This window comes from Streptomyces sp. NPDC025806 (assembly GCF_055558275.1).
Genome location: NZ_JBVHMU010000001.1, coordinates 668,262 through 692,312, shown reverse-complemented (window position 1 = coordinate 692,312; position 24,051 = coordinate 668,262). Strand labels below are relative to the sequence as shown.

Annotated in this window: 23 protein-coding genes; 10 read left to right on the top strand and 13 right to left on the bottom strand. The window is 72.9% G+C overall.

What is annotated here, in order from left to right:
* Positions 1-57 precede the first annotated feature (57 nt).
* From ACZ4E1_RS03135 to ACZ4E1_RS03115, 5 genes are all read left to right on the top strand, one after another.
* Positions 58-840 carry an IclR family transcriptional regulator gene (locus ACZ4E1_RS03135; protein WP_467535240.1) on the top strand — a complete coding sequence of 261 codons (783 nt, stop codon included), beginning with the start codon at positions 58-60 and terminating at the stop codon, positions 838-840.
* A gap of 94 nt (positions 841-934) precedes the next feature.
* Positions 935-1,888: a hypothetical protein gene (locus ACZ4E1_RS03130; RefSeq protein ID WP_467535239.1), complete on the top strand. Its 954-nt coding sequence runs from the start codon at positions 935-937 to the stop codon at positions 1,886-1,888.
* Positions 1,889-1,893: 5 nt separating this feature from the next.
* Positions 1,894-3,177, top strand: coding sequence for a sensor histidine kinase (locus ACZ4E1_RS03125; protein ID WP_467535237.1), 1,284 nt, complete (start codon positions 1,894-1,896; stop codon positions 3,175-3,177).
* Positions 3,174-3,833: a response regulator transcription factor gene (locus tag ACZ4E1_RS03120; protein WP_467535235.1), complete on the top strand. Its 660-nt coding sequence runs from the start codon at positions 3,174-3,176 to the stop codon at positions 3,831-3,833. Before ACZ4E1_RS03125 ends, ACZ4E1_RS03120 begins: the two co-directional genes overlap by 4 nt.
* A gap of 91 nt (positions 3,834-3,924) precedes the next feature.
* A complete protein-coding gene (locus ACZ4E1_RS03115; RefSeq protein WP_467535233.1) occupies positions 3,925-5,382 on the top strand; it encodes a peptidoglycan D,D-transpeptidase FtsI family protein in 1,458 nt (485 codons plus the stop codon).
* A 15-nt stretch (positions 5,383-5,397) separates the two neighbouring features.
* Here the strand turns inward: ACZ4E1_RS03115 and ACZ4E1_RS03110 are convergent, their stop codons facing one another.
* Positions 5,398-5,949 carry a hypothetical protein gene (locus ACZ4E1_RS03110; protein WP_467535232.1) on the bottom strand — a complete coding sequence of 184 codons (552 nt, stop codon included), beginning with the start codon at positions 5,947-5,949 and terminating at the stop codon, positions 5,398-5,400.
* Positions 5,950-5,993: 44 nt separating this feature from the next.
* Positions 5,994-6,797: an HAD family acid phosphatase gene (locus tag ACZ4E1_RS03105; RefSeq protein ID WP_467535231.1), complete on the bottom strand. Its 804-nt coding sequence runs from the start codon at positions 6,795-6,797 to the stop codon at positions 5,994-5,996.
* Between the two features lie 209 nt (positions 6,798-7,006).
* On the opposite strand from ACZ4E1_RS03105, the gene ACZ4E1_RS03100 reads away from it, so the two are divergent.
* Both ACZ4E1_RS03100 and ACZ4E1_RS03095 read left to right on the top strand, forming a co-directional pair.
* Positions 7,007-7,267, top strand: a complete 261-nt coding sequence (locus ACZ4E1_RS03100) for a hypothetical protein (RefSeq protein WP_467535230.1) — start codon at positions 7,007-7,009, stop codon at positions 7,265-7,267.
* 69 nt (positions 7,268-7,336) lie between these two features.
* Entirely contained in the window at positions 7,337-8,572 is a 1,236-nt protein-coding gene (locus ACZ4E1_RS03095) for an MFS transporter (protein WP_467535228.1), read from the top strand.
* On the opposite strand, the gene ACZ4E1_RS03090 is transcribed toward ACZ4E1_RS03095, so the two are convergent.
* The 3 genes from ACZ4E1_RS03090 to ACZ4E1_RS03080 are packed head-to-tail and all read right to left on the bottom strand — an operon-like array spanning position 8,532 to position 11,309.
* Positions 8,532-9,110 (bottom strand): TIGR03086 family metal-binding protein, encoded by a 579-nt coding sequence (locus ACZ4E1_RS03090; RefSeq protein ID WP_467535226.1) that lies wholly within the window; start codon positions 9,108-9,110, stop codon positions 8,532-8,534. The genes ACZ4E1_RS03095 and ACZ4E1_RS03090 overlap by 41 nt on opposite strands.
* A 40-nt stretch (positions 9,111-9,150) precedes the next feature.
* Positions 9,151-10,365, bottom strand: a complete 1,215-nt coding sequence (locus ACZ4E1_RS03085; protein ID WP_467535224.1) for a hypothetical protein — start codon at positions 10,363-10,365, stop codon at positions 9,151-9,153.
* Entirely contained in the window at positions 10,362-11,309 is a 948-nt protein-coding gene (locus ACZ4E1_RS03080; protein ID WP_467535222.1) for a 5-dehydro-4-deoxyglucarate dehydratase, read from the bottom strand. The genes ACZ4E1_RS03085 and ACZ4E1_RS03080 overlap by 4 nt, the downstream gene beginning before the upstream one ends.
* 244 nt (positions 11,310-11,553) lie before the next feature.
* Between ACZ4E1_RS03080 and ACZ4E1_RS03075 the strand changes: the two genes are divergently transcribed.
* A complete protein-coding gene (locus ACZ4E1_RS03075; RefSeq protein ID WP_467535221.1) occupies positions 11,554-12,387 on the top strand; it encodes an NAD-dependent epimerase/dehydratase family protein in 834 nt (277 codons plus the stop codon).
* An 85-nt stretch (positions 12,388-12,472) separates the two neighbouring features.
* Here ACZ4E1_RS03075 and ACZ4E1_RS03070 read toward each other — a convergent pair whose 3' ends face one another.
* The 4 genes from ACZ4E1_RS03070 to ACZ4E1_RS03055 all read right to left on the bottom strand — a co-directional run bounded on the left by ACZ4E1_RS03070 (position 12,473) and on the right by ACZ4E1_RS03055 (position 17,638).
* Positions 12,473-13,714: a TerD family protein gene (locus ACZ4E1_RS03070; protein ID WP_467535219.1), complete on the bottom strand. Its 1,242-nt coding sequence runs from the start codon at positions 13,712-13,714 to the stop codon at positions 12,473-12,475.
* A 45-nt stretch (positions 13,715-13,759) separates the two neighbouring features.
* Complete coding sequence (locus tag ACZ4E1_RS03065; protein WP_467535218.1) at positions 13,760-14,029, bottom strand: HNH endonuclease; 270 nt, start codon at positions 14,027-14,029, stop codon at positions 13,760-13,762.
* Positions 14,030-14,540: 511 nt separating this feature from the next.
* Positions 14,541-16,001 carry an alkaline phosphatase PhoX gene (locus ACZ4E1_RS03060; protein ID WP_467535216.1) on the bottom strand — a complete coding sequence of 487 codons (1,461 nt, stop codon included), beginning with the start codon at positions 15,999-16,001 and terminating at the stop codon, positions 14,541-14,543.
* 203 nt (positions 16,002-16,204) lie between these two features.
* Positions 16,205-17,638 carry a hypothetical protein gene (locus ACZ4E1_RS03055; RefSeq protein ID WP_467535213.1) on the bottom strand — a complete coding sequence of 478 codons (1,434 nt, stop codon included), beginning with the start codon at positions 17,636-17,638 and terminating at the stop codon, positions 16,205-16,207.
* Between the two features lie 222 nt (positions 17,639-17,860).
* On the opposite strand from ACZ4E1_RS03055, the gene ACZ4E1_RS03050 reads away from it, so the two are divergent.
* Positions 17,861-19,720 carry an endonuclease/exonuclease/phosphatase family protein gene (locus tag ACZ4E1_RS03050; RefSeq protein WP_467535211.1) on the top strand — a complete coding sequence of 620 codons (1,860 nt, stop codon included), beginning with the start codon at positions 17,861-17,863 and terminating at the stop codon, positions 19,718-19,720.
* A gap of 12 nt (positions 19,721-19,732) precedes the next feature.
* Here ACZ4E1_RS03050 and ACZ4E1_RS03045 read toward each other — a convergent pair whose 3' ends face one another.
* The gene (locus tag ACZ4E1_RS03045; RefSeq protein ID WP_467535209.1) at positions 19,733-19,972 is read right to left on the bottom strand and encodes a hypothetical protein; all 240 of its coding nucleotides are present in this window, start codon (positions 19,970-19,972) and stop codon (positions 19,733-19,735) included.
* Positions 19,973-20,164: 192 nt separating this feature from the next.
* Here ACZ4E1_RS03045 and dapA point away from each other — a divergent pair, with 192 nt between their 5' ends.
* Positions 20,165-21,088 (top strand): 4-hydroxy-tetrahydrodipicolinate synthase, encoded by a 924-nt coding sequence (gene dapA, locus ACZ4E1_RS03040; RefSeq protein ID WP_467535207.1) that lies wholly within the window; start codon positions 20,165-20,167, stop codon positions 21,086-21,088.
* Here the strand turns inward: dapA and ACZ4E1_RS03035 are convergent.
* From ACZ4E1_RS03035 to dapD, 3 genes are all read right to left on the bottom strand, one after another.
* Entirely contained in the window at positions 21,075-22,289 is a 1,215-nt protein-coding gene (locus ACZ4E1_RS03035; RefSeq protein WP_467535205.1) for a WD40 repeat domain-containing protein, read from the bottom strand. The genes dapA and ACZ4E1_RS03035 overlap by 14 nt on opposite strands.
* A gap of 2 nt (positions 22,290-22,291) precedes the next feature.
* Complete coding sequence (locus ACZ4E1_RS03030) at positions 22,292-22,870, bottom strand: SigE family RNA polymerase sigma factor (RefSeq protein WP_467535204.1); 579 nt, start codon at positions 22,868-22,870, stop codon at positions 22,292-22,294.
* A gap of 167 nt (positions 22,871-23,037) precedes the next feature.
* Positions 23,038-24,027, bottom strand: coding sequence for a 2,3,4,5-tetrahydropyridine-2,6-dicarboxylate N-succinyltransferase (dapD, locus tag ACZ4E1_RS03025; protein WP_467535202.1), 990 nt, complete (start codon positions 24,025-24,027; stop codon positions 23,038-23,040).
* Between the last annotated feature and the right edge of the window lie 24 nt (positions 24,028-24,051).

Genomic DNA, 24,051 nt, shown 5'->3' with positions numbered 1-24,051 from the left:
CGTGAACGCGTATCGAGACTGGACAGTAATTCCCGTGGAACGAAGGGGTCAAGGGAGATGTCGGCAGGCGAGGCGGGGGCCGCCGCGGGCGGTGCCCAGGTCAAATCGGCGGTCCGCACGGTGGAGCTGCTCGAGTACTTCGCCGGGCGCCCCGGCATGCACTCGCTGGCCGCGGTCCAGGAGGCCGTCGGTTACCCCAAGTCCAGCCTGTACATGCTGCTGCGCACGCTCGTCGAGCTCGGCTGGGTCGAGACCGACGCGACCGGCACGCGGTACGGCATCGGCGTGCGGGCGCTGCTGGTCGGCACGTCGTACATCGACGGCGACGAGGTGGTCGCGGCGGCGCGGCCGACCCTGGACCGGCTGTCCGACGACACGACCGAGACGATCCACCTGGCCCGGCTCGACGGCACGAACGTCGTGTACCTCGCCACGCGCCAGTCCCAGCACTATCTGCGGCCCTTCACGCGGGTGGGGCGCCGGCTGCCCGCGCACTCGACCTCGCTCGGCAAGGCGCTGCTCGCGACGCACACCGACGAGCAGGTCCGCAAGATGCTCCCGGAGACGCTGCCCGCGCTGACCGAGCACACGATCACGGACCGCGAGAAGCTCATCGAGGAGCTGCACCAGGTGCGCGAGCAGGGCTTCGCGGTGGACCGCGAGGAGAACACGCTGGGGCTGCGCTGCTTCGGTGTGGCCATCCCGTACCGGACCCCGGCCCGGGACGCGATCTCCTGCTCGGTCCCGGTCGCCCGTCTCACCCCCGCGCACGAGCAGATGGTCAAGGACGCTCTCTTCGACGCGCGGGACCGTCTGACCATGGCCACGCGCCGGCTGTAGTCCTGCTTCCCGCCGCCGCCCCTCCCCCGCGCGGCGGAGGCGGATCACCGGCACGCACGACGTGCCCCGGCCCGGGCCCGGCCAGCCTGGAGGCATGTCCTCGAACCTGCGCACCGCCTTGCGGAACGTCACCGTCCTCGCCTGCCTCCCCTACCTGTCGCTGAAGATCGCCTGGATCGCCGGCAGCCGCGTCGGCATCCCCGACGGCAGCACCCTCCTGGACCACCGCACGACGATGGCGGTCGCCAACGGCATCACCGTGCTGCTCGACGGAGCCGTCGTCCTGCTCGCCTTCCTCCTGACCCGCCCCTGGGGGCGCCGGGTCCCGGCCTGGGCGCTCGCCGTGCCGATGTGGGTGGCGACCGGACTGCTCACCCCGATCATGACCGGCTACCCGGTGCAGCTGATCGTGAAGGCGTTCGACGGCTCGGGCGCCACCGCCGGGGCGAGCGAACCCTTCCTGGACGACTGGGTGTTCGCCGTCGTGTATCCCGGGTTCATCGCGCAGGGCCTGTGCCTGGGCGCCCTCTTCGTCGGGTACGCGCGGGAGCGCTGGAGCGGGGTCTGGCAGGGCCGCGTGTGGGAGCTGCCGGTCCGGCCGCAGGACGCGGCGCAGCGTCTGGTCGCGGTGGGCGCGGCCCTGCTCGCGGTGCTGCCCGTCGCGACGCATCTGCTGTGGGCGTGCGGCATGGACGCCGGACTCAACACGGCGCGGGCCGCCGAACGCGACAGCGCCTACTACGTGATGGAGACGCTCAACGCGCTGTATCTCGTCGCCGCGGTCACGGGCGCCGTGCTGCTCGCCTTCCGGCGCGGACGGGTGCTGTCGCTGAAGGTGCCGCTGGCGCTGCTGTGGGTGGGGTCGGGGGCCGCGGCCTGCTGGGGCGGCTGGCTGGCGCTGGCCTCGCTGAGCGGGGTCGACGACCTCGCCCGGCAGCCCACGCCGCTGATGAACCTCACCTACGCTGGCCAGATGATCGTCGGCCTGCTCGTCGTGACCATCGGCGCCCATCACGCCGCCGCCCGCCGCATCCCCGTACCCGCGTGAGGAACGTGCGCACCAGGACCGCGGCACGGCTGCTGTTCGGCCGTCGGGCGCGCCGCCGTTGGCTGCATCTGATCATCGGCGGCGCCCTCGCCATGCCGTACCTGCTGCTGGCCTCGGTCGTGGTGGGGCCGCTGACCGGCGCGAGCGACGTGTTCTCGGACCTCGGGCTGCAACTGGCCTCGTTCGCCTGCGGGTTGCCGCTCGCCGCGCTGACCGCGGCCCTGTCGCCGCTGACCCGGCCGATGTCGGTCGCGGTGGTACGGGCGCTGTGCGGGGTGGATCCGGCGGAGCTCGCGGACGGGCCGCCGCGCACCCGGGAGGCCCGCGCCCGCACCGCCGCCTGGTTCACCCTGCATCTGGGGGCCGGCGGGATCCTGAGCGGGATGACGCTGGCGCTGCCTCCGTTCGCACTGGCACTGATCGCGTTGCCGTTGGTGCCCGCGCTGCGGGACTCGGACAAGCTCGCGCCCCAAGTGGCGGATCATCCTTGGGCGTTGCCGCTGATGCCGGTCCTCGGGCTGGTCCTGCTGGTGGCGCTCGCGGTGTGCGCGGCGACGGCCTCGGGGCTGCTCGCGCGGTGGGCGCCCGCGCTGCTCGGGCCGAGCCCCGCCGACCGGCTCGCGCAGGCCGAGGAGCGCGCCGCCGACCTCGCGGTGCGCAACCGGCTGGCCCGCGAACTGCACGACTCGGTGGGACACGCGCTGAGCGCGGTCACCCTCCAGGCGAGCGCCGCGCGCCGGGTTCTGGACAGCGACCCCGACTTCGTACGGGAGGCGCTCGCGGCGATCGAGGACACCACGCGGCGCACGGTCGGGGAGCTGGACGCCGTGCTCGGGGTGCTGCGCGAGGCCGGGGACGCGTCGGCGACGGCGCCCGCGCCGACGCTGGCCGACGATCTCGACGGGCTGCTGCGCCGGACCCGGGCGGGCGGTACGGAGGTGACGGCGCGGGTGGACGTCGACCCGGCCGGGCTGCCTCCGCTGGTCTCCCGGGAGGCGTACCGGATCGTGCAGGAGGCGCTCAGCAACGCGCTGCGGCACGCGGGCACCGCCGTGACGCTGCGGCTGGCCCGGGACGGGGACGCGCTGCGGATCACCGCCGAGAACCCGGTGCCGGGCGGGCCCGCGGCGCCGCGGGCCGGCGGCGGGCACGGGCTGCGCGGCATCGCGGACCGGGCCCGGCTGCTCGGCGGCACCGCGCGCGCGGGCCCCGCGCCCGACGCCCCCGGGACCTGGCTCCTGGACGTACACCTGCCGCTCCCCTCCCGGAAGGAACCGAAGATCCCGTGACCCCCGCACCGCTGCGCGTCGTCCTCGCCGACGACGAACGCATGGTCCGCACCGCGCTGCGCGCGATCCTGTCCGCCGAGCCCGACATCGAGGTGGTCGGCGAGGCCGCGACCGGCGCCGAGGCGGTGTCGGTGGTGCGCGAGCTGTGTCCGGACGTCGTGCTCATGGACGTGCGGATGCCGGAGGTCGACGGCATCCGCGCCACCGAGCGGATCCTCGGCGCCATGGACGAGCCTCCGCGCGTCGTGGTCGTCACCACCTTCGAGAACGACGCCTACGTGTACGAGGCCCTGCGGACCGGCGCGGCCGGGTTCCTGCTGAAGCGGGCGGACGCCGACGCGCTGGTCGGCGCGGTGCGCCTGGTGGCGCGCAGCGACACCCTGCTGTTCCCGGCGGCGGTGCGGGCGCTGGCCGCCGAGCACGCCGCCGCGCGGACCCGGCCCGCGCCGTGGGTCGCGCGGCTGACCGGACGGGAGAGCGACGTGCTGCGGCTGATGGCGACGGGACTGACGAACGCGGAGATCGCGGAGCGGATGGGGGTGGGCCCGGCGACGGTGAAGACGCATGTCGCCGCGGTGCTCGCGAAGACGGGGGCGCGGGACCGGACACAGGCGGTGATCGCCGCGTACGAGGGCGGGTTTGTGCAGGGTTCATGACAGAAGGTGGCCTTGATCACGTCATGAGAGCTTTCTGAGAATCGGCCCCGGAAGGAACGATCCGCTCCGCCGCGCTCGTCCCTTCTGTGGGATGAACAAGACGATCAGGCGTGCCTCGGTCTTCTGTCTGCTCCTCGTGCTCGCTCTGCTGGTCAAGGCGACGTGGGTGCAGTTCTACGACGGCCGCGCGCTCGCAGACGACAAGGACAACCGGCGGAAGACGATCGCGCAGTACGCGTATCCGCTGGGCGACATCATCGTGGGCGGAAAGGCGGTGACGGGCTCCGAGAAGACGGACGCGGGCGACCTCGCGTACCAGCGGACGTACGAGGACGGGGCGCTGTACTCGGCGGTGACGGGCTACACCTCGCAGGTGTACGGCGCGACACAGCTGGAGTCGATCTACCAGGACGTGCTCGACGGCTCGGACCCCGAGCTGAAGAATCCGGTCGACCTGCTGACCGGCGAGCACACGGCCCCCGGCGATGTGGTCACGACGATCGACCCGGCGGTCCAGAAGGCCGCGTACCGGGCGCTCGGCGACAAGAAGGGCGCCGCCGTCGCGATCGACCCGGAGAGCGGGAAGATCCTCGGCATGGTGTCGACGCCGTCGTTCGACCCGTCGAAGATCAGCGGTTCGGGGTCCTCGGACGCGGCGGCGTGGAAGGCGCTGTCCGACGACAAGGACGTACCGACGCTGAACCGGGCGCTGAAGCAGGCGCTGCCGCCCGGCTCCACGTTCAAGCTGGTCGTGGCCGCCGCCGCGCTGGAGGACGGCCTGTACGGCTCGGTCGACGAGAAGACCGACTCGCCGGACCCGTATCTGCTGCCGGGCACCCACACGTACCTGCGCAACGAGAGCAGGACCGCGCCCTGCGAGAACGCCAGCATCCGTACCGCGTTGCAGTACTCCTGCAACACGGTGTTCGGGAAGATGGCCGTCGACCTGGGACAGGACAAGGTGCGGGCGATGGCCGAGAAGTTCGGCTTCGACGACACGAAGCAGGACGTGCCGGTGCGGGCCGCCGAGAGCGTGTACCCGTCCGGGATGGACAAGGCGCAGACGGCGCTGTCCGGCATCGGCCAGTTCGACGTGACGGCGACGCCGCTGCAGATGGCGATGGTCTCCGCGACCCTGGCCAACGGCGGCGAGCAGGCCTCCCCGCACATGGTGTCCGAGGTGACGGACGCCGACGGCGACGCGCTGAAGAGCTACCCGGACGGCGACACCGAGCGGGTCGTGAGCACCCGGACCGCCGAGCAGCTCCAGTCGGCGATGGAGACCGTGGTCGAGCGCGGCACGGGCACGAACGCGCAGGTCGCGGGCGCGACCGTGGGCGGCAAGACGGGTACGGCGCAGCACGGCGAGAACAACAGTCAGACGCCGTACGCCTGGTTCACGTCCTACGCGAAGGACGACTCGTCCGGGAAGCAGATCGCGGTGGCGGTCGTCGTCGAGCAGTCCGACGCGGCGCGCTCGGAGGTCAGTGGCAACGGACTGGCGGCGCCGGTGGCGCAGGCCATGATGGAGGCCGGTCTGAAGGACTGAGGCACCGGCCGCGGGTCAGGCGCGGCGGCGCCAGGGCAGCAGTCGTCGGCGGCGGGGCGGGGACGGTGCGGGTTGTGCGCCGTCCCCGCCCCGCGTCGGCTCCGGCGCCGGCTTCTCGCGCTTGAACCAGGTGTAGACGGTCCAGTCCCCGCACAGCTCCCAGCCCTCCGCGGCGGGCCGCGTCCCCACGCCGGTGACCGCGCGGCGGTACTCCCAGCGCCGGGGACGCTCCGGGTCGCGGCGGCACACGAAGCGGCCGAGGGAGTCGACGCGTTCGAGCTCCCAGCCCTCGGCGCCGAAGCGGTCGAGGAGTGCCGCGTCCGCGTAGGTGTCGGCGGACCAGCGCCAGATCTCGGCGTGTTCGTCGGCGGCCGGCGCGGGGGTCAGCCGTTCGGCGAGGGCGCCGGCCGGGCCGAACCGCCCGGCCGGGTCCGCGGGGGCGGCCTCCGCCAGCTCGGCGAGGACCCGCTCGGCGTGCCGGTCGGGCAGCCCGCGCTCGCGCAGCCGCTCCCGCGTCTCGTCCCAGTAGTCCCCGTAGTCCCCGTACGCCGCCTGTTCCTCCGTCACCGGGTCAGCGTAGCCAGGGCCGCCGGGCGGGCCCGGGAACGGACTCAGCCCACGTAGTAGGTGGGGTTCGGGAACTTGTACGTGCGGTCGGCGTGGCCGCCCTCCAGGTCGGACTCCTGGTCGCCGAAGTTGCCGACGATGTCGTAGCCGAGGGACTCGATGTGGGCGCGGGTGCCGGACTTGTACTGGACCGTGGTGCACTTCCAGGCGGCCGGGGTGGCGCAGTCGCTCAGGTAGGCCGGCGGGTTCGCCTTGTTCTTCAGGAAGACGTGGTCGGCGTCGAGGTTGACGTCGATGCCGACCTTCTTCAGGTTCTCCACGGCGGCGGAGCGCTGTTCCTCGCTCAGGCCGGAGTTGTAGAAGACCTCGACGCCCTGGGACTCGGCGTACGCGACGAGTTCGGGGGTGCCGAACACGGCGGGCCGGTCCGCCTTGGCCACGTAGGCCTTCCAACTGGCGTCGTTGTAGACGTAGTTGGTCTTCTTCTCGTAGTCGAGGCTGAGCAGCAGGGTGTCGTCGATGTCGAAGACGACGGCGGGGCGCTCGTCCTTGCCGTGCTGCTGGTGGGCGGCGCGGGCGATGCGCTTCTTCGCCGCGGCCTGGATGCGGGCGAGGTCCTGCGCGTACTGACTGTCGGGCGAGGACTGCCAGACGCCGTCGGCGTCCTGCGTGGCGCCGTAGTAGGAGTCGATCTCCTTGAACAGCAGGCCGATGTTGTGCGGTTCGGCGCTCGTGCTCGCCGAGGGGCGGTCGGCGCTCGCGGTGCCGGTGCCGTAGGCGACTCCGGCGGCGAGGGCACAGGCGGCGGCGACGCCGATGACGCGGGCGGAGGGGCGGAGGGTCGGCACGGGCAACTCCGGTGCTGGAAACGGGTGGGATGTGTGCAGGTGGCTGCATGTCTACGCGCATCACATGCGCTCTCGCGAGCCTTGTTACCCGATCGATATCAGCCACGGGTGAAGGCATTGCCCACGCCTGAACCGGACTTGACCCCGTGTTGAACCCCGACCTCTAGGGTCGACAAGCCGGAACGAACCTAGACAGAGGATCCCGGACCGTGACTTCCGCACCCCTGGTCGCCGCCGTGACGCGCGCCGCGTCGCCCGAGCTGCTCGGGCTGTTCCTCGTGGGCGCGCTCGTGGCGATCGGCTGCGGCCTCAACTGGGCGTTCGACCTGCGCGGCACCCTCGGCCGGCGCACCGGCACCCCGCCCGTCGCCGTACCGTCCCCGGGCCATCTGCGCCTGCTGGGCTCACTGCTCACCGCGGCCGGGGTCGTTCTGCTGGTGGTGACGTACACGCTGTGGCGGCTGGGCTGATCCCGGCCGCGTGATCCGGGGCATCTGCCCGATGCCGGGGCGGGGGCCTCAGATCCAGACTCGGCGCCCATGACCCCGTCTGCATCGCCCCTGTCGGCGCCCCCTGAACGTCCCCTCGTCCGCGTCCTGCGCGACCCTGCCGCCGCCCGCTGCCTGCTCGCCGTGCTCGTCTCCGGGTTCGGGACGAGCGCCCTGTGGCTGGTGGCCGGGGTGTGGACCAAGGAGCTGACCGGTTCGGACGGTCTCGCGGCGCTCTGCGCGTTCGCGCTGTGGGCGCCCACGCTCGCCGGTCCGCTGCTCGGCACGATCGCCGACCGGACGCGGCGCCGACGGCTGCTCGTCGCCGTGAACCTGGCGTCGGCCTGCCTCGTCCTCGCCCTGTTCGCGATCGACGGGCCCGGCCGCCTGTGGCTCCTGTTCGCGGTCCTGTTCCTCTACGGGGCCTGCGGCGTCGTCACCGACGCGGCGGAGTCGGCGTGGGTCGCGGGCGCCGTCCCCGGGGACGTGCTCGGGGAGCTCAACGGGCTGCGGATGTCGGTGAACGAGGGCATGAAGATCGTGGCACCGCTCGCGGGCGCCGCCTTGTTCGCGGCGTACGGCGGCTCGCGCGTGGCGCTGCTCGACGCGGTGACGTTCGTCGTCGCGGCGGGCCTGTTCGCGAGCCTGCGGGGACAAGATCCGCGGCCGGTGCGGCGGGCGGAGGTCCGCGCGGCGGACGGGCTGCGCGAGCTGTGGCGGCACACGGAGCTGCGCCCGCTGCTGCTGTCCGGGTCCGGCGTCATGGCCCTGTCGGGGATCACGGGCGCCTCCGTGTTCGCGGTGGTCGACGGTCTCGGCCGGGCCCCCGCGTTCACGGGCGTGCTGTACGCGGTGCAGGGCGTGGGCTCGGTGGCCGCGGGCGCCCTCTCGGGCGGGCTGCTGCGCCGGCTCGGCGACCGCCGCTTCGCCGCGTACGGGATCGCTCTGTTCGCGCTGGGCGCGGCGGTGCGGGCGGTGCCGTACGACGCGGCGGTCCTCGCGGGCACCGCGGCGATCGGGGTGGGGCTGCCCTGCCCGCTGGTGGCGGCCCTGACGGCGGTGCAGCGCGCCCTGCCGGACGAGGTGCTCGGCCGGGCGGCGGGGGCGGCAGGGACGGTGCTGTTCACCCCGGGCGCCCTGGCGATGGCCGCCGGCGCGGGCCTGGTGACCCTGGCGCCGGTGACCGTGCTCCTGCCGCTGGTGGGCGGCGCCGGGCTCACCCTCGCCGGGTACTGCGGCGGCCGGGTCACGGCTTCCAAGCCGGATCCCGTCCGCTCAGACCGATGACCCGGTCGAGCAGCGGGGCGCCGTCGGGCACCGGCACCACCGGCCCGAACAGGCCGTCGCGGCCGCCCTCGTCGGGGGTGAGCAACTGCTCGGCGGCCCGCAGCGCGGCGCCCTCGGGGACGTACTCCTGGCCGGTGGCGCGCGCGAGGTCCCAGCCGTGCACGACGAGTTCGTCGGCCGTGACCAGGCCGGCGACGGCCCCGGGCAGTTCGAGTCCGCCGGCCCTGGTCACCCCCTGCCAGGCGGCCGGCTCCCGCCAGGCCTCGGCGAGCTCGTCCAGAGCCGGCGGCAGGGCGGCCCGCCAGTCGGGGGCCAGTTCGGGCAGGGAGTCCCCGGGCGCGGTGTCGGTGAGGACGCCGGTGTCCTTGCGGCCCGCCGCCGCCAGCCCGGCGCACAACCCACCGATGTGACCGAGGAGTTGGCGCACCGCGTAGTCGGGGCAGGGGGTGGGCAGGTCGAGCTGGTCCTCACGGACGCCGTGCACGAGACGCGCGACGATGCGGGCCTGGGGGCCGATGTCCACTGTGCTGTCACTCATGGTGACCCTTCCGGTGAGCGGGCGGATCCGCGGTGGATCCTCACCGGTACTGACCGGCCGCCGGCTCCCGACTCATCGGTGCGGTGCGCCGGAGTTCCGCGAGGGCCCTTCCGACCGCGTCGAGATCCGCGTCCGCGGCGAGGCCCGCGTGGTACAGCCGCAGTTCCGTCGCGCCGCGCTCACGTGCCGCGCGGGCGTCAGCGGCCAGCGTGGCGGGGCTGCCGCCCATGCCCCGGACGATCGTGAGGTTCGCGGCGATCACACCCCGGCCGTGCGCCGCGAAGGGTTCCACAAGGCCCGCTCCCCCCGTGCAGGGCACGACGACGCCGTCGGCGACGGAAAGGATGTGCGCGGGGTCGACGCCCGCGTTGGCCCCGCAGTGGTACGGGACCGGGTCGGCGTGCAGCAGGACCTGGAAGGGGGTGTCGGCGGGGGCGGCGGCGCGCACCGCCGCGACGGCGTCCTCCTGGAGCGACTGCGCGGTGGTGTCGCGGTGGGCGCGCGTCGCGGCGGCCCGGTCGGCGCCGAGCAGCTTCTCGACGCTCGCCCAGCCGTCGTCGCGGGCCTCGCCGCGCCACACGGGCTCCAGCGCGATCCGTACGGCGCGGGCGAGTTCGTCGGGGTCGAGGCCCTGCCGCCCGTACCCGTCGCGGCAGGACAGGCAGAAGCAGAGCGACATCAGGTACTGCCCGGCGTCGCCGAGCGCGACACCGGCGATCTTGTCGTGGGCGTGCAGATGCGCGAGTCCGTACCAGCCGAGGGACTCCAGTTCGGTGCCGAGGGCGCCGGGCCGGGTGGCGGCCTCGGCGGCGAGGTCGACGAGGTAGGCGCGGGTGGCGGGCTGGGCGATGCAGGGCGCCCAGGGGTAGCGGTCGCCGTAGGCGTTGACGACGGAGGTGTCCGGATGTTCGGCGCCCAGGCGGGAGTTGTGGGCGAGGACGACCCAGGTGTGCACGTCGAGCCCGGCGTCGGCGAGCGCGGCGGCGGCCTCCCCGTAGGCGTCGCCGGGGGCCCAGTCGCCCGCCGGGTACGGGGCGGGGACCCGGCCGTGCCAGCGCCGCCGGTCGACGGGGTAGAGCGCGGCGGCGTGGGCGGCGGTGACGACGCGGTGGTGCGGGTGGCGCGGGGTGAGGGCGCGGGTGGAGTGGTAGGCGGCGGCGAGCGTCACCTGGTCCGCGCCGAGGTCGGCGATGCGGCGGGCGGCGGCCGGGTCCCCGTTGACGTCCCAGGGGTAGAGGAAGACGGACGTCCTCACGCGCCGGCTCCTTCCAGCAGGCCGAGGCCGTGCTCGACGAGTGCGGAGAGCCTTTTGACGTGCTCCTCGCGCGGTTCGTGCAGCGGCGGACGTACCTCGCCGACGTCGAGCCCGCGCAGTCGCACCCCGGCCTTGACCAGGGAGACCGCGTAACCGCGCCCCTCGTCGCGCAGCTCGACGAGCGGCCGGTAGAAGCCGTCGAGCAGCCGGGCCACCGTCGCGTCGTCTCCGGCGTGCAGGGCCTGGTGGAAGGCCTGGGCGATCTCGGGGACGAAGCAGAAGGCGGCGGAGGAGTAGAGGGTGATGCCGAGGCCGCGGTAGGCGAGCGCGGTGAGTTCGGCGGTGGGCAGCCCGTTGAAGTACAGGAACGCGACGTCCGGGGCTTCGGTGCGCACGGCGCTCAGGGTGCGCTGCATCAGGTCGAGGTCGCCCAGTCCGTCCTTGAGGCCGAGGATCTTGGGGTGCCGGGCGAGGTCGACGACGGTCTGCGGGGTGAACACGGCGTTGTCGCGCTGGTACACGACGATGTCGAGGGAGGTCGCCTCGGCGAGCAGCGTGTAGTGCCGCAGGAGACCCTCCTGGCCTGCCGTGACGAGATAGGGCGGCAGCGCCAACAGGCCATCGGCGCCCGCCCGTTCGGCCCGGCGCGCGAAGTCGACGGCGAGCGCGGTGCCGTATCCGGCGCCCGCGACGACGGGCACCTCGCCCCCGGCCGCCTCGACCGCGACCGCGACGCAGGCCTCGAACTCCTCGGGCGCGAGCGCGTGGAACTCCCCGGTGCCGCAGCAGGCGAACACGGCGGCGGCCCCGTCCTCGACCCCGCGCCGCACATGGGTGCGGTACGCGTCGAGGTCGACGCCGCCGTCGGGTCCGTACGCGGTGACGGGGAAGAACAACGGCCCCCGGGGGATGCCGAGTCGGGCGGCGAGCGGGGCTGACGTCACGGGCTCTCCCTGAACTGGTGCACGCGGTGCACGCGGACGCGGGCCGGCACGCGCCTCCCCCGCCCCCATGTGCAAGTTTCTGATCCCTGTCCATATCCCTGAACGCGCTCACCGTAAGCCGCCGTCCAGGACGGGTCAAGGCATGGACTCCCCCCGCCCCGCACCCTTGACGCACCCCGCCCTCCTCCCTAGCGTGTCCACAAATATGAACTCGACTCACACACATACACGGGAGATCCCGCGCATGGCCGCTCCCCGCACTCCCTCCGCGCCCCGCACGATCCTGCTCACCGGCGCCGCCGGCGGGCTCGGCACCCTGATGCGCGACCTGCTCCCGCAGCACGGTTACGAGCTGCGCCTGTTCGACGTCCGCCCCGTCCCGGACGCGCCGGACGCGATCGTCGCGGACCTCAACGACACGGGCGCGCTGCGCGAGGCCGTGCACGGCGTGGACGGGGTGCTGCATCTGGCGGGCATCTCCCTGGAGTCCACGTTCGACAAGATCCTCGAGTCGAACATCCGGGGCACCCAGCGCCTCTACGAGGCCGTCCGCGAAGCGAACGTCCCCCGCGTCGTCTTCGCCTCCTCCAACCACACCATCGGCTACACCCCGCGCCCCCACGTCGAGGACGGCGCCCCGCTCATCCCCGTCGACACCCCGCGCCGCCCCGACACCTTCTACGGCCTCTCCAAGTCCTTCGGCGAGGACCTCGCGCAGTACTACTGGGACGAGCACGGCATCGAGACGGTGTCGGTCCGCATCGGCTCCTGCTTCCCCGAGCCGACCGACGTCCGCATGCTCTCCCTCTGGATGAGCCCCGCCGACGGCGCCCGCCTCTTCGACGCGGCCCTCACCGCCGAGCACGTCGGCCACACCGTCGTCCACGGCTCCTCCGCCAACACCCGTGCCTGGTGGGACCTCACCTCCGCCCGCGCCCTCGGCTACGCCCCCCAGGACGACTCCGAGCCCTACGCGGAAAAACTCCTCGCCGCCCACGGCCCCCTGGACGACACCCTCCCGGCCCACCACCACATCGGCGGCCGCTTCGTCGACGACCCACCGATCTGGCCGCACTGAGACGGGCCGTCCCTCCCGGACACGCGGAAGGCCGGACTCCGACGGAGCCCGGCCTTCCCGGTGATGACGCGACGGTGACGGGTGGCTACAGCGCCTGCGCCGCCGGCTTGACCATGCCGCGGACCGTGCGGGACTTCACGAAGTCGCCCATGGCGGTCATCTCCCACTCGCCGGAGAACTGCTTGATGAGCTTGGCCATCATCACGCCGGTCTGCGGCTCCGCGTTCGTCAGGTCGAAGCGGACCAGCTCCTCGCCGGTCGCCGCGTCGAGCAGCCGGCAGTAGGCCTTGGCGACCTCGGTGAACTTCTGGCCCGAGAACGAGTTCACCGTGAAGACCAGGCCTGTGACGTCCTGCGGGAGACGGCCGAGGTCGACGACGATCACCTCGTCGTCGCCGCCGCCCTCACCCGTCAGGTTGTCCCCGGAGTGCTTGATCGCGCCGTTCACGATCGAGAGCTTGCCGAAGTAGCAGCTGTCGATGTGGTTGCGCTGCGGGCCGTACGCGATGACGGACGCGTCGAGGTCGATGTCCTTGCCGCGGAACGCGGGCTCCCAGCCGAGGCCCATCTTGACCTGGCTCAGCAGCGGCCGACCGCCCTTGACCAGGGACACCGTCTGGTTCTTCTGGAGGCTGACGCGGCCCTTGTCCAGGTTGATCTTCCCGGCGCCCGGGGCCGGGGCGGCGGGCGCCGCGGGGGCGGCCGCGGGCGGCGGGGGCGGGGCGATGCGCGGGTCCACCGGCGGGGTGGTCGGCGCGGGCATCGCAGCGGCCGGCGGAGCCGGCGGGGCGACGGGGGCGGCCGCCGGGGGCTGGGGCGCGGCGGGGGCGGCCGGCTCCTCCACCGAGACGCCGAAGTCGGTGGCGATGCCCGCCAGCCCGTTCGCATACCCCTGGCCCACCGCGCGGGCCTTCCAGGCCCCGTTCCGCAGATAGACCTCCATGACGACCAGGGCCGTCTCCGCTCCCAGCTGCGGCGGCGTGAACGTGGCGATGACCGCGCCGTCGTCCGCGCTGCGGATCGTGGCCGTGGGCTCGATGCCCTGGAAGGTCTGGCCCGCGGCGTCCGGGCTCGCGATGACGACGATCTTCTCGATGCCCGGCGGTACGGCGGCCGTGTCGACCGTGATCGCGTCGGGCGCCGTGCCGCCGCCCGACGTGTACGTCACGCCGGGCCCCGCGGGCTGGTTGTAGAAGATGAAGTCGTCGTCGGAGCGCACCTTGCCGTCTGCGGTGAGCAGCAGGCCCGATACGTCCAGGCGCACGGGGGCCGTGACGTCCACCGTCACGCGCTGTGCCGTGAGCGGGATGTTCGAGCCAGGGGTCATAGCTGTCATGACTGGGGTAACGAGCGGCTCCGCTTTGCCGTTCCCTTACCGAAGGATTTTTCTTCGCCACCCCAGCCGGTCGGCCCACATCCGCGCACTGCGGCCGTCCGCCTCACAGTGCCGATTCAGCGTACCTTCGTAGCGAGCCAGGACATATCGAGCAAAAGCCACAATATCTTGCACCCGCTGACCGGCCGGTTGCACCGTCGCCCAGAGCTCCAGGTTCTCAATACGGTTGTCAGCCTTGACGCCGTTCTTGTGGTGCACCGTCTCGAATGCTTCCAGGGGACGCCCCAGGGCGTTCTCCATCACCATCCTGTGCTCCATGACGTACCGGCCAGGCCCGACATGGACCACTCTGTACCCATCGTGATTGAGGCGAACTTTCTCTGCCGGCTTGCGGCCCCGGGCAAAGGCTTCTTCGCCACCCCGACGCCACCGTCCATAGTGGAGCGAACACCAACCTCGCCCTCCACCGAGACGGTCTCGCCGACAGTCGGCGAATTTGCATGGCGTACCGGCGGGCTCCCAATTCTTCTGCCGCACCAGAGGATCGCCATTGCGCCGCCACAAGCGATAGTGCGCACCGCACCACCCTCGAGCAGAGACACGCTTTTCGCAGCCGTCGATCGTGCATGTCCCCTTGCCTGGCACCCGCCGCTCCGTTCCACATGCCGTACGTCTCATACGATTCCGTCTTGCAACCTGACGCCAGACAAAACTACGAAGCAGCATGCCTCAATATTCATTTGTCACGCAGATGAACCCTTAAGGGTGATACCCGTGCCCCCCTCGCCGACGGGCAAGGGGGAGCACAGATACTGGTTCAGCGCTGGCGCTTCCAGGGCCCCGTGATGGCGAGCATGATGCCGGGGGTCTGGATGTTGGCGTACAGGGTGCGGCCGTCGGGCGAGAAGGTGACGCCGGTGAACTCGCTGTACTCCGGCTCCGCTTCGGTGCCGATGTTCAGTTCGTTGCGCGCGATCGGGTACGTGCGCCCGCGCTCGGTCGCGCCGAACAGGTGCTGGACGCCCTCGCCGTCCTCGGCGATGACGAGGCCGCCGTACGGGGAGACCGTGATGTTGTCCGGGCCGTCGAAGGCGCCGTCCTTGGACGGGTCCTGGTTGACGCCGAGGAGCACCTTCAGGGTGAGGGTGCGGCGCTTGGGGTCGTAGAACCAGACCTGGCCGTCGTGCTGGACGGGGCTCTCGGAGCGGGCGAACGAGGAGACGATGTAGGCGCCGCCGTCACCCCACCACATGCCTTCGAGCTTGCGGGCGCGGGTGATCTCGCCGTCCGCGAACTGCTTGCGGGTGGAGACGGTCTTCGCGTCGCGGTCCGGGACGTCGATCCAGTCGACGCCGTAGACGGTGCCGGTCTTGGTGGCGCGGGAGAGGTCGTCGACGAAGCGGCCGCCGGAGTCGAAGCACTTGAAGGCCTGGAGGACGCCCGCGTCGTCGGCGAGCGTGGCGAGCTTGCCGCGGCCGTGCTGGAAGCCGTGCGGCGGGACCCAGCGGTAGAGCAGGCCGTTGGGGCCGGACGCGTCCTCGGTGAGGAAGGCGTGGCCGCGCTTGGGGTCGATGACGACGGCCTCGTGGGCGTACCGGCCGAGGGCCTTGATCGGCTTCGGGGCCTGGTTGGCGCGGCGGTCGTAGGGGTCGACCTCGAAGACGTAGCCGTGGTCCTTGGTGAAGCCGTTCTTGCCGGCCTTGTCCTCGGTCTCCTCGCAGGTCAGCCAGGTGCCCCAAGGGGTGGCGCCGCCCGCGCAGTTGGTGGCGGTGCCGGCGATGCCGACCCATTCGGCGACCTCGCCGCCGCGGCGGACCTCGACGACGGTGCAGCCGCCGGCCGCGGCCGGGTCGTAGACGAGCCCCTCGGTGAGCGGCACCGGGTGCGGCCACTTGTCGCGGGCGCCGGCCAGCTCGTGGTTGTTGACGAGGAGGGTGGTGCCGCGGGGGCCCTCGAAGGTGGCGGTGCCGTCGTGGTTGGACGGCGTGAACTCGCCCGACTCCAGCTTGGTCTTCCCGCTGTAGGTGATGACCTCGTACGAGAATCCGGCCGGCAGCGCGAGGAGGCCGGCGGGGTCGGACTGCAGCGGGCCGTACCCGGGCCCGTCGGCCGGTCCGTGCCGGTCCGCGGTGACGTCGGCGTCGTCGGTGACATCGGCGGTGTCGGTGGCCGCGAGGGCGCCCGGCGCGGTGGCGAGGGCGCCGACGGAACCGGCGAGGGCGACGCCGGCGCCGGTGGCCGCGGAGCGTCGGGCGAAGTCCCTGCGAGTGAGCGACATGGTGGCTGTCTCCTGCGGAGGTGACGGAGTGGTCGGGGGGTGAGGACCGCGGGGCGTGCCTTTCCGGACACGCCCTGTTCGGCCACACGCTCCCGCGCCCGCGCGAACTCCGGTTGAACTCCGCCCGACGCCCAGGCACCCGCTTCCCCGACTTCCGGGGCCGTCTTCCGCACGGCCCCGGCTCCTGCCGGGGGCTCCCGGGATCAGCCGCCGGCGGCCGAGCGGGCCTTGAAGGCCGCCTTGCGGGCCTCCTTGGCAACCTTCTTGTCCGGGTGGAGGCGGCCCATCGCCTCCAGGACGTCGGCGGTGGCCGGGTGGTCCACCCGCCAGGCCGCCGCGAAGAAGCCGCTGTGCTGCGCGGCGAGACCCTCGACGAGGGCCTGCAGCTCCTCCGAGTTGCCCTCCAGGGAGAGCTGCGCGGCGATCGTGTCGACGGTCAGCCAGAAGACGAGGTCCTCGGACGGCGCGGGCACGTCCGTGGCGCCGTGCTCGGCGAGCCAGACGCGGGCGAGGCCGCCCAGCTCCGGGTCCTGGAGGACGTCACGGAGCGCGGGCTCGGCCTCGGTGCCGACGAGCGACAGGGCCTGCTGGCAGCGCAGGCGGCGCAGCGGAGCGCCCTGGTCGCCGCCGCGTGCGGCGCCGAGCAGTTCGCGTGCGGCGGCGAGCGCTTCGCGCCGGGCGAGCCACTGCTCGATCTCGGCCTGGGCGGCGGCCTGCGGGAACGTGGAGGTGCCGTCGAGCAGGGCGTCGGCGCCCTTGTCGGCGAGGTCGCCGACGGCCGGGGCGTCGAGGCCGGCCTCCAGCATCCGGGCGCGGATGCCGTGGAGTCCGAGCGGGGTGAGCCGCACCATGCCGTAGCGCGCGATGTCGGACTCGTCGACGGGGGCGGCCGGTTCGGCGGAGTCGATGTCGGCCATGAGGGCCTCGTCCACGGGCTGGAACTCGACGAGGCCGATCGGGGCGAGCATCCGGAACTGGTCGTCGAGGCGCATCATCGCGTCCGACACCTGTTCCAGGACGTCGTCGGTGGGCTCGCCCATGTCGTCGGGGACGATCATCGACGCGGCGAGGGCGGGCAGCGGCACCGGTCCTTCGCCCGCGCCGCCCTCGGTGACGGTCAGCAGGTACAGGTTGCCGAGGACGCCGTCGAGGAACTCGGCCTCCGCCTCGGGGTCCCAGTCGAGCTGCGAGAAGTCGATCTCGCCGCCCTCCTCCATGGCGTCGACGAGGTCGTCGAGGTCGGGCACGGTCGCGTCGGCGAGCACTGTCTCCAGGGCCGCGCGCCACAGCGCGAGGACGTCCGCCGGTCCGCCGGAGGTGAGGACGCCGAGCTCCTCGCCGACGGCGACGGTGCCCTCCTCCTCGTCGACGATCTCCACCAGGCCGGTGTCGACGGCGACCTGCCACGCCTCGCTCGCGTCGGCGGCGCCGTCCGCGTCGGCGGGCAGGCCGAGTTCGGCGGCCGCGGCGGGCAGCTGCTCGTCGGCGAGTTCGCCGCCCGCGCCGACGCGGGTGTCGGGCCCGGCCCAGCGGGCGAGCCGCACCGCGCGCGACAGGAGGGGGGTGGCGAGGGCGTCCCGCGCCAGCTCCGCTTCGGCGGGCAGCCGTACCGGCGGCAGGGTGGAGCTGTCTGACATCGGCTGGTTCTCCTCATGAGCTACGTTGCGACCGCTCAGCCTAGACGGATTTGCACCCTTGCCGCCGGGTTCATCTGCCAGTCGGCTCCCCGACCACGTGCGGCCACTCACGAAACCTTGACAACTCCCCCGGCCACGCAAGAGATTGACGCGCGTAGAAGTCGGACGGCAGTCCGCCCTCGTCCCGGCGCTCGCCACTCGCACGTCCCCGGAGGGATCCCCTTGCCGAGTCAGTCAGCACGCTCCGCGCGCACCGCGTTCTCCGTGTTCTCCCGCTCGCGGCTCGCCGCGCTCGCCGTCGTCACCGCCTGCGGTGCGGCCGGCACCGTTCTCGCGGTCTCGCCCGCCCACGCGGACACCGTCGCCATCCACGACATCCAGGGCTCCACCCGGCTCTCCCCGCTCGCGGGGCAGCAGGTCACGGAGGTCGCCGGCATCGTGACGGGCGTGCGCGCCTACGGCTCGGTCAAGGGTTTCTGGTTCGAGGACACGGCGCCGGACGCCGACCCGGCCACCAGCGAGGGCGTGTTCGTCTTCACCGGCTCCGCACCGACCGTGAAGACGGGCGACGCCGTCAAGGTGTCCGGCACCGTCTCCGAGTACGTCCCGGGCGGCGCCGCGTCGGGCAACCAGTCGCTGACCGAGATAACCAAGCCGACGGTCACCGTCGTCTCGTCCGGCAACGCGGTGCCCGTCACCACGATCGACCCCGGCTCGGTCCCGGCCGCGTACGCGCCCGAGGGCGACCCGGCCGCGCAGGGCTCGGTCAACGGCCTGCCGCTCCAGCCGCGCGCCTACGCCCTGGACTACTACGAGTCCCTGGAGGGCCAGAACGTACGGATCGGCTCCTCCCGTGTCGTCACGGCGACCGACTCGCACACCGAGCTGTGGGTCACGGTGCGCCCGCACGAGAACCGGACCGAGCGCGGCGGCTCCCGCTACGGCTCCTACACCTCGCAGAACGGCGGCCGGCTGCAGATCCAGTCGCTCGGCGCGGTCGCCGACTTCCCGAAGGCCGATGTCGGCGACACCCTCGCCGGGACCACCGAAGGCCCCCTGGACTTCAACCAGTACGGCGGATACACGCTGGTCGCGCGCGAGCTCGGCACGCTGGAGCAGGGCGGCCTGGAGCGCGAGACGACCCGGAAGCAGAAGTCCGGCGAACTGGCCGTGGCCACCTACAACGTGGAGAACCTCGACCCGTCGGACGACACGTTCGCGGCACACGCGGCGGCGATCGTCGACCACCTCCAGGCGCCCGACATCGTGTCCCTGGAGGAGATCCAGGACAACGACGGCGCGAAGAACAGCGGCACGGTCGCCTCCGACGTGACGGTGAACAAGCTGATCGACGCGATCGTCGCGGCGGGCGGCCCGCGCTACGCGTGGCGCGGCATCGACCCGGTCGACGGCAAGGACGGCGGCGAGCCGGGCGGCAACATCCGCCAGGTGTTCCTGTTCAACCCGGACCGGGTGTCGCTCACCGACCGCGCCGGCGGCGACGCGACGACCCCGGTCGGCGTGACGCGTACGGAGGACGGCGAGCCGGCGCTGACCGCGTCCCCGGGCCGGATCGACCCCGCGTCCGACGCGTGGAAGAGCAGCCGCAAGCCGCTGGCGGGCGAGTTCGTGTTCCGCGGGAGGACGGTCTTCGTGATCGCCAACCACTTCGCGTCCAAGGGCGGCGACCAGGCCCTGACCTCGCAGTACCAGCCGCCGACGCGCAGCTCGGAGACGCAGCGGCACGCGCAGGCCGACGAGGTCAACGCGTTCGTGAAGGACATCCTGAAGGTGCGGCGGGACGCCGACGTGATCGCGCTCGGCGACATCAACGACTTCGAGTTCTCCGGCACCGCGCAGCGTCTGGAGGCGGACGGCGCGCTCTGGTCGGCGATCAAGTCGCTGCCCAAGAAGGAGCGTTACAGCTACGACTACCAGGGCAACAGCCAGGTCCTGGACCAGATCCTGGTGAGCCCGTCGATCCGCAAGGGTCCGTTCGCGTACGACAGCGTGCACATCAACAGCGAGTTCCACGACCAGATCAGCGACCACGACCCGCAGGTGCTGCGTCTGCGCCCGTGACGACAGGGTGAGTCAGTCGGCCGGCCGGCCCGCGAGGTCGGCCGGCTGTCCGGCCGCCGTGAGCAGCGCGTACTCGTCGGCGACGACGGCCTCGGCCACGGCGACGGCGCGCTGCCCCGCGAGGCGGAGCCCGGCGTGGGAGTAGGGCGGGGGCGACGGGCGTCGGCGGCGCCACCACGCGTCGGCCGCCGCGTAGATCCCGCTCGCGCACATCACGGCGGGCATGGCCAGGGCCAGGACCACGTCTCGCACCACTCACTCCTAGTGAACCGTCCGGCACTCTCTGTGCGGTTCATCGGGTTCGGGATGGTCCGACTGAAGGAAAACCGGCTCCGCAAAGGTGTCCGGTCCGTACGCCGTTCCGGCCACCGTTCAGCGCTGCTCCGCTGAACGTCGTAGCAGATTTAAGTGGAGCTTCACGGTCGGGCGGACGACACTTCCTGCATGAGCGACGACACCGCCTCCGGGCGCCCCGCCTCCCCGTTCGGCCGCGTCCTGTGCGCGATGGTCACCCCGTTCACCCAGGACGGTGGCGCCGTGGACCTGGACGCCGCCCAGCGGCTCGCCGACCGGCTCGTCTCCGAGGGCTGCGAGGGCCTCGTCCTGTCCGGGACGACCGGCGAGTCCCCCACCACGTCCGACGCCGAGAAGACCGCCCTGGTGCGTGCGGTGCGGGAGGCGGTGGCCGGGCGCGCGCACGTGCTCACGGGCATCGGCACGGCCGACACCCGGCACAGCGCGGAGCTGGCCCGGGCGGCCGAACGGGCCGGTGCGGACGGCCTGTTGGCCGTCACCCCGTACTACAGCCGGCCGCCGCAGGCCGCCGTCGAGGCCCACTTCCGGGCGCTGGCCGACGCGAGCGGGCTGCCGGTGATGCTCTACGACATCCCCGGCCGCACCGGCACCCGCATCGAGCCCGCGACGATGATCGCGCTCGCCGCGCACCCCCGCGTGGTCGCCGTGAAGGACTGCGCCTACGACCTCCTCGGCACCCAGATGGTCATGGCGGCCACCGACCTGGCGTACTACACGGGCTGCGACGAGTACGTGCTCGCGCTGCGCGCCCTCGGCGGGGCCGGCTGCGTCTCGACGGTGGCGAACGTCGTCCCCGCCGCGTTCCGGGCGATCGTCGACGCCTTCGACGCGGGCGACACGGCGGGCGCCGCCCGGGTCCAGCGCGAGGTGATCCCGCTGACGGACGCGATGATGAACGCGGGCCTGCCCGGCGCCGTCACCGCGAAGGCCCTGCTCGCCGCCCTGGGCCTCCCGGGCGGCGGTCCGGTCCGTGCCCCGCTGCTGCCCGCCGGCCGCGAGGCGACCGACGGACTGCTCGCGGCGTACCGGACGCTGCTGGTCACCGCGTCGTGAACTCCGGGGTCCAGCGGCCCGGGTAGTCGGCGGACGCCTTGCGGAAGTCGCTGAGCGGGACGACCTCGCGATTGCCGAGGGTGACGAGGAGCAGCTGATTGTGGAACTCGCCCTTGCCTCCGCACTTCTTCGGGTCGCAGCCCCACGCGATGAGCCGCTTGTCGTCGGCCCACGCGAGCAGTTGCTGCGCGGGGAGCTTCGCGACCTGTTTGCCGGTCATGGCGTCGTTCACCGCCACGGCGATCTCCTTGCCGTGCCCGGCGAAGTCCCCGGCGACGAGCTTGCCGTTGGGCGAGATGCCCGCCTCGACGAACCAGTGGGCGTGCCGTTCCTCGGGCGGTACCGGGGCCTTGCGGCCCTTCAGGTCGAAGTACTGCTCGGGGACCCCGCCCGTCATGACGCCGGCGTGCACCAGCTTGCCCGTGCGGCTGAACGCGAAGTCCTGGCGGGCGTTGATGTCCCCGTTCTCGGTCACCTTGTGCCAGTCGCTGCGCCCGGTCCTGACGTCGACGACGGCGAAACCGGTGCGGTACGACTGCCTGTCCTGCCCGGGCATCGTCTTGCCGCTCCCGTCGTTGACCGGGTTCCGCTTGTAGAGGGCGTCGGGGTCCTTCGCGTACGTGGTCACGACCAGCTTGCTGCCGTCGGGCGAGAACTGGAGCCCGGCCGCCCCCTCCGCGACCGGGATCCAGCGCTTCACCTTGTTCGTCGCGAGGTCGAGCAGCCCGACGCGCGGGGCGGGCAGCTTCTTCTCCAGGACGGCGGCGGTGCGCAGCCCGGGCGCGACGGTCAGCCAGGACCATCGGGTCGTCTTGCGGTACGTCTTGGTGGTCGGGTCGAGGACGCCGTAGGTACGGGTCAGGCGCCCGTCCCCGTTGTCGAAAACGACCTGCCGGACCGTGGAGAAGGAGGCCAGGGCGACCCGTCCGGCCGCGATGGCGTCCTTGGGCGGCGACTGGTCGGGGTGCGCGATGACGTCCTCGGAGCCGATGACACCGGCGGGCCTGACGTCCTCGTCGCCGCCGTACCGGGGCACCAGGACGGCGCCGAGGACCACGGCGGTGACGGTCGCGGCGCCGGCCACGACGGTGCGGGTGCGCCTTCTGCGCCGGGCCGCGAGCACCCGGTCGGCGAGGTCCGTTGGCGCGGGGCCGACCGCGGTGGCCTGCTCGCGCAGCGCGTCCTTGATCACGTCGTCCATGTTCACGGGCGCACCTCCACGGGCGAGTAGTCGCGGGACGGCGGCTGCTCGGCGTCGGACGCGCCGAGCAGGGCCAGCTCGGGCGCGAGGGCGCGCAGCCGGGCCAGGGAGCGATGGGTGGTGGAGCGCACGGTGCCGACGGAGCAGCCGAGGAGCCGGGCCACGTCCGCCTCGGGCAGGTCCTCGAAGTAGCGCAGGACCAGGACGGTGCGCTGGCGCGCGGTCAGCCGGGAGAGCGCGGCGCTCAGCACGATCCGCAGCTCGGCCGACCCGGTGCCGCCGTCACCCGTCGCGGGCGCGTCCGGCACCTCCCCGTAACTGACCTCGCGGCGTGGCCATTTGAGCCGCCATCTGCTGATCTGCTGCCGGTACAGGACCTGGCGCACGTACGCCTCCGGGTCCTCCACCCTGTGCCAGCGTCCGGCGACCTTGATGAGCGCGTTCTGCAGCAGGTCCTCGCCGGCGTGCCGGTCGCCTCCGCTGAGCAGGACGGCGGTCTTCAGCAGCGCGGACGAGCGGTTCGCCACGAACTCCCGGAAACTCTCCGCGCCGCGGCGGTCCGGGTCCCTGTCTGCGTCCATCGCCACCTTCAATTCCCCCACCCATGTGATGCCTCTGCCCTTGATGACGACCGCGGCCGTCCCCCGCTATGCCCCCCGGCCCGAAGAAATTTTCCCCGAGCCGCACGGGACGCACGACGGCCCGCGCCGAGTCCCGGCGCGGGCCGCTGTGGTCAGGCGTGACGGTGTCAGTTGTGGCTGTGCAGGACCTCGTTGAGGCCGCCCCAGACCGCGTTGTTCGGGCGGGCCTCGACGGCGCCGGTGACCGAGTTGCGGCGGAAGAGGATGTTCGAGGCGCCGGACAGGTCGCGGGCCTTGACGATCTCGCCGTCGGGCATGGTGACGCGGGTGCCGGCCGTGACGTACAGACCGGCCTCCACGACGCACTCGTCGCCGAGCGCGATGCCGACGCCGGCCTCGGCGCCGACGAGGCAGCGCTCGCCGATGGTGATGCGGACGTTGCCGCCGCCGGAGAGGGTGCCCATGGTGGAGGCGCCGCCGCCGATGTCGGAGCCGTCGCCGACGACGACACCGGCGGAGATGCGGCCCTCGACCATCGAGGTGCCGAGGGTGCCCGCGTTGAAGTTCACGAAGCCCTCGTGCATGACGGTCGTGCCCTCGGCGAGGTGCGCGCCGAGGCGGACGCGGTCGGCGTCGGCGATGCGCACGCCCTTGGGGGCGACGTAGTCGGTCATGCGGGGGAACTTGTCGATGCTGGTCACCGCGAGGTGCAGGCCCTCGGCGCGGGCGTTGAGGCGGACCGTCTCGACGGCGTCGACCGCGACGGGGCCGAGCGAGGTCCAGGCCACGTTGGCCAGCAGGCCGAAGAGGCCGTCGAGGCTCTGGCCGTGCGGCTTGACGAGGCGGTGGCTGAGCAGGTGCAGGCGCAGGTACGCGTCGTGCGCGTCCAGCGGCTTGTCGTCGAGGGAGGAGATGACCGTGCGCACGGCCACGACCTCGACACCGCGGCGGGCGTCGGGCCCGATCGCCTTCGCGGCGCCCTCGCCGAGCAGCTCGACGGCCTTCTCGGCGGTCAGCCGCTCGGAGCCGGCCGGGCCGGGCTCGGCGACCAGCTCGGGGGCGGGGAACCAGGTGTCGAGAACGGTGCCGTCGGTGGTGACGGTGGCGAGGCCTGCGGCGACGGCGCCGGTGGTACGCGTAGCAGTCGTGTCGGTCATGGGCCCAACTTAATCGGCGCGGCC

What these genes read in the sequence shown, in the direction of transcription:
- ACZ4E1_RS03135 (WP_467535240.1), top strand. Translation starts at nt 58, where the DNA reads ATGTCGGCAGGCGAGGCGGGGGCCGCCGCGGGCGGTGCCCAGGTCAAA.
- ACZ4E1_RS03130 (WP_467535239.1), top strand. Translation starts at nt 935, where the DNA reads ATGTCCTCGAACCTGCGCACCGCCTTGCGGAACGTCACCGTCCTCGCC.
- ACZ4E1_RS03115 (WP_467535233.1), top strand. Translation starts at nt 3,925, where the DNA reads ATGAACAAGACGATCAGGCGTGCCTCGGTCTTCTGTCTGCTCCTCGTG.
- ACZ4E1_RS03095 (WP_467535228.1), top strand. Translation starts at nt 7,337, where the DNA reads ATGACCCCGTCTGCATCGCCCCTGTCGGCGCCCCCTGAACGTCCCCTC.
- ACZ4E1_RS03090 (WP_467535226.1), bottom strand. Translation starts at nt 9,110, where the DNA reads ATGAGTGACAGCACAGTGGACATCGGCCCCCAGGCCCGCATCGTCGCG.
- ACZ4E1_RS03075 (WP_467535221.1), top strand. Translation starts at nt 11,554, where the DNA reads ATGGCCGCTCCCCGCACTCCCTCCGCGCCCCGCACGATCCTGCTCACC.
- ACZ4E1_RS03070 (WP_467535219.1), bottom strand. Translation starts at nt 13,714, where the DNA reads ATGACCCCTGGCTCGAACATCCCGCTCACGGCACAGCGCGTGACGGTG.
- ACZ4E1_RS03065 (WP_467535218.1), bottom strand. Translation starts at nt 14,029, where the DNA reads ATGGTGATGGAGAACGCCCTGGGGCGTCCCCTGGAAGCATTCGAGACG.
- ACZ4E1_RS03060 (WP_467535216.1), bottom strand. Translation starts at nt 16,001, where the DNA reads ATGTCGCTCACTCGCAGGGACTTCGCCCGACGCTCCGCGGCCACCGGC.
- ACZ4E1_RS03055 (WP_467535213.1), bottom strand. Translation starts at nt 17,638, where the DNA reads ATGTCAGACAGCTCCACCCTGCCGCCGGTACGGCTGCCCGCCGAAGCG.
- dapA (WP_467535207.1), top strand. Translation starts at nt 20,165, where the DNA reads ATGAGCGACGACACCGCCTCCGGGCGCCCCGCCTCCCCGTTCGGCCGC.
- ACZ4E1_RS03035 (WP_467535205.1), bottom strand. Translation starts at nt 22,289, where the DNA reads ATGGACGACGTGATCAAGGACGCGCTGCGCGAGCAGGCCACCGCGGTC.
- ACZ4E1_RS03030 (WP_467535204.1), bottom strand. Translation starts at nt 22,870, where the DNA reads ATGGACGCAGACAGGGACCCGGACCGCCGCGGCGCGGAGAGTTTCCGG.
- dapD (WP_467535202.1), bottom strand. Translation starts at nt 24,027, where the DNA reads ATGACCGACACGACTGCTACGCGTACCACCGGCGCCGTCGCCGCAGGC.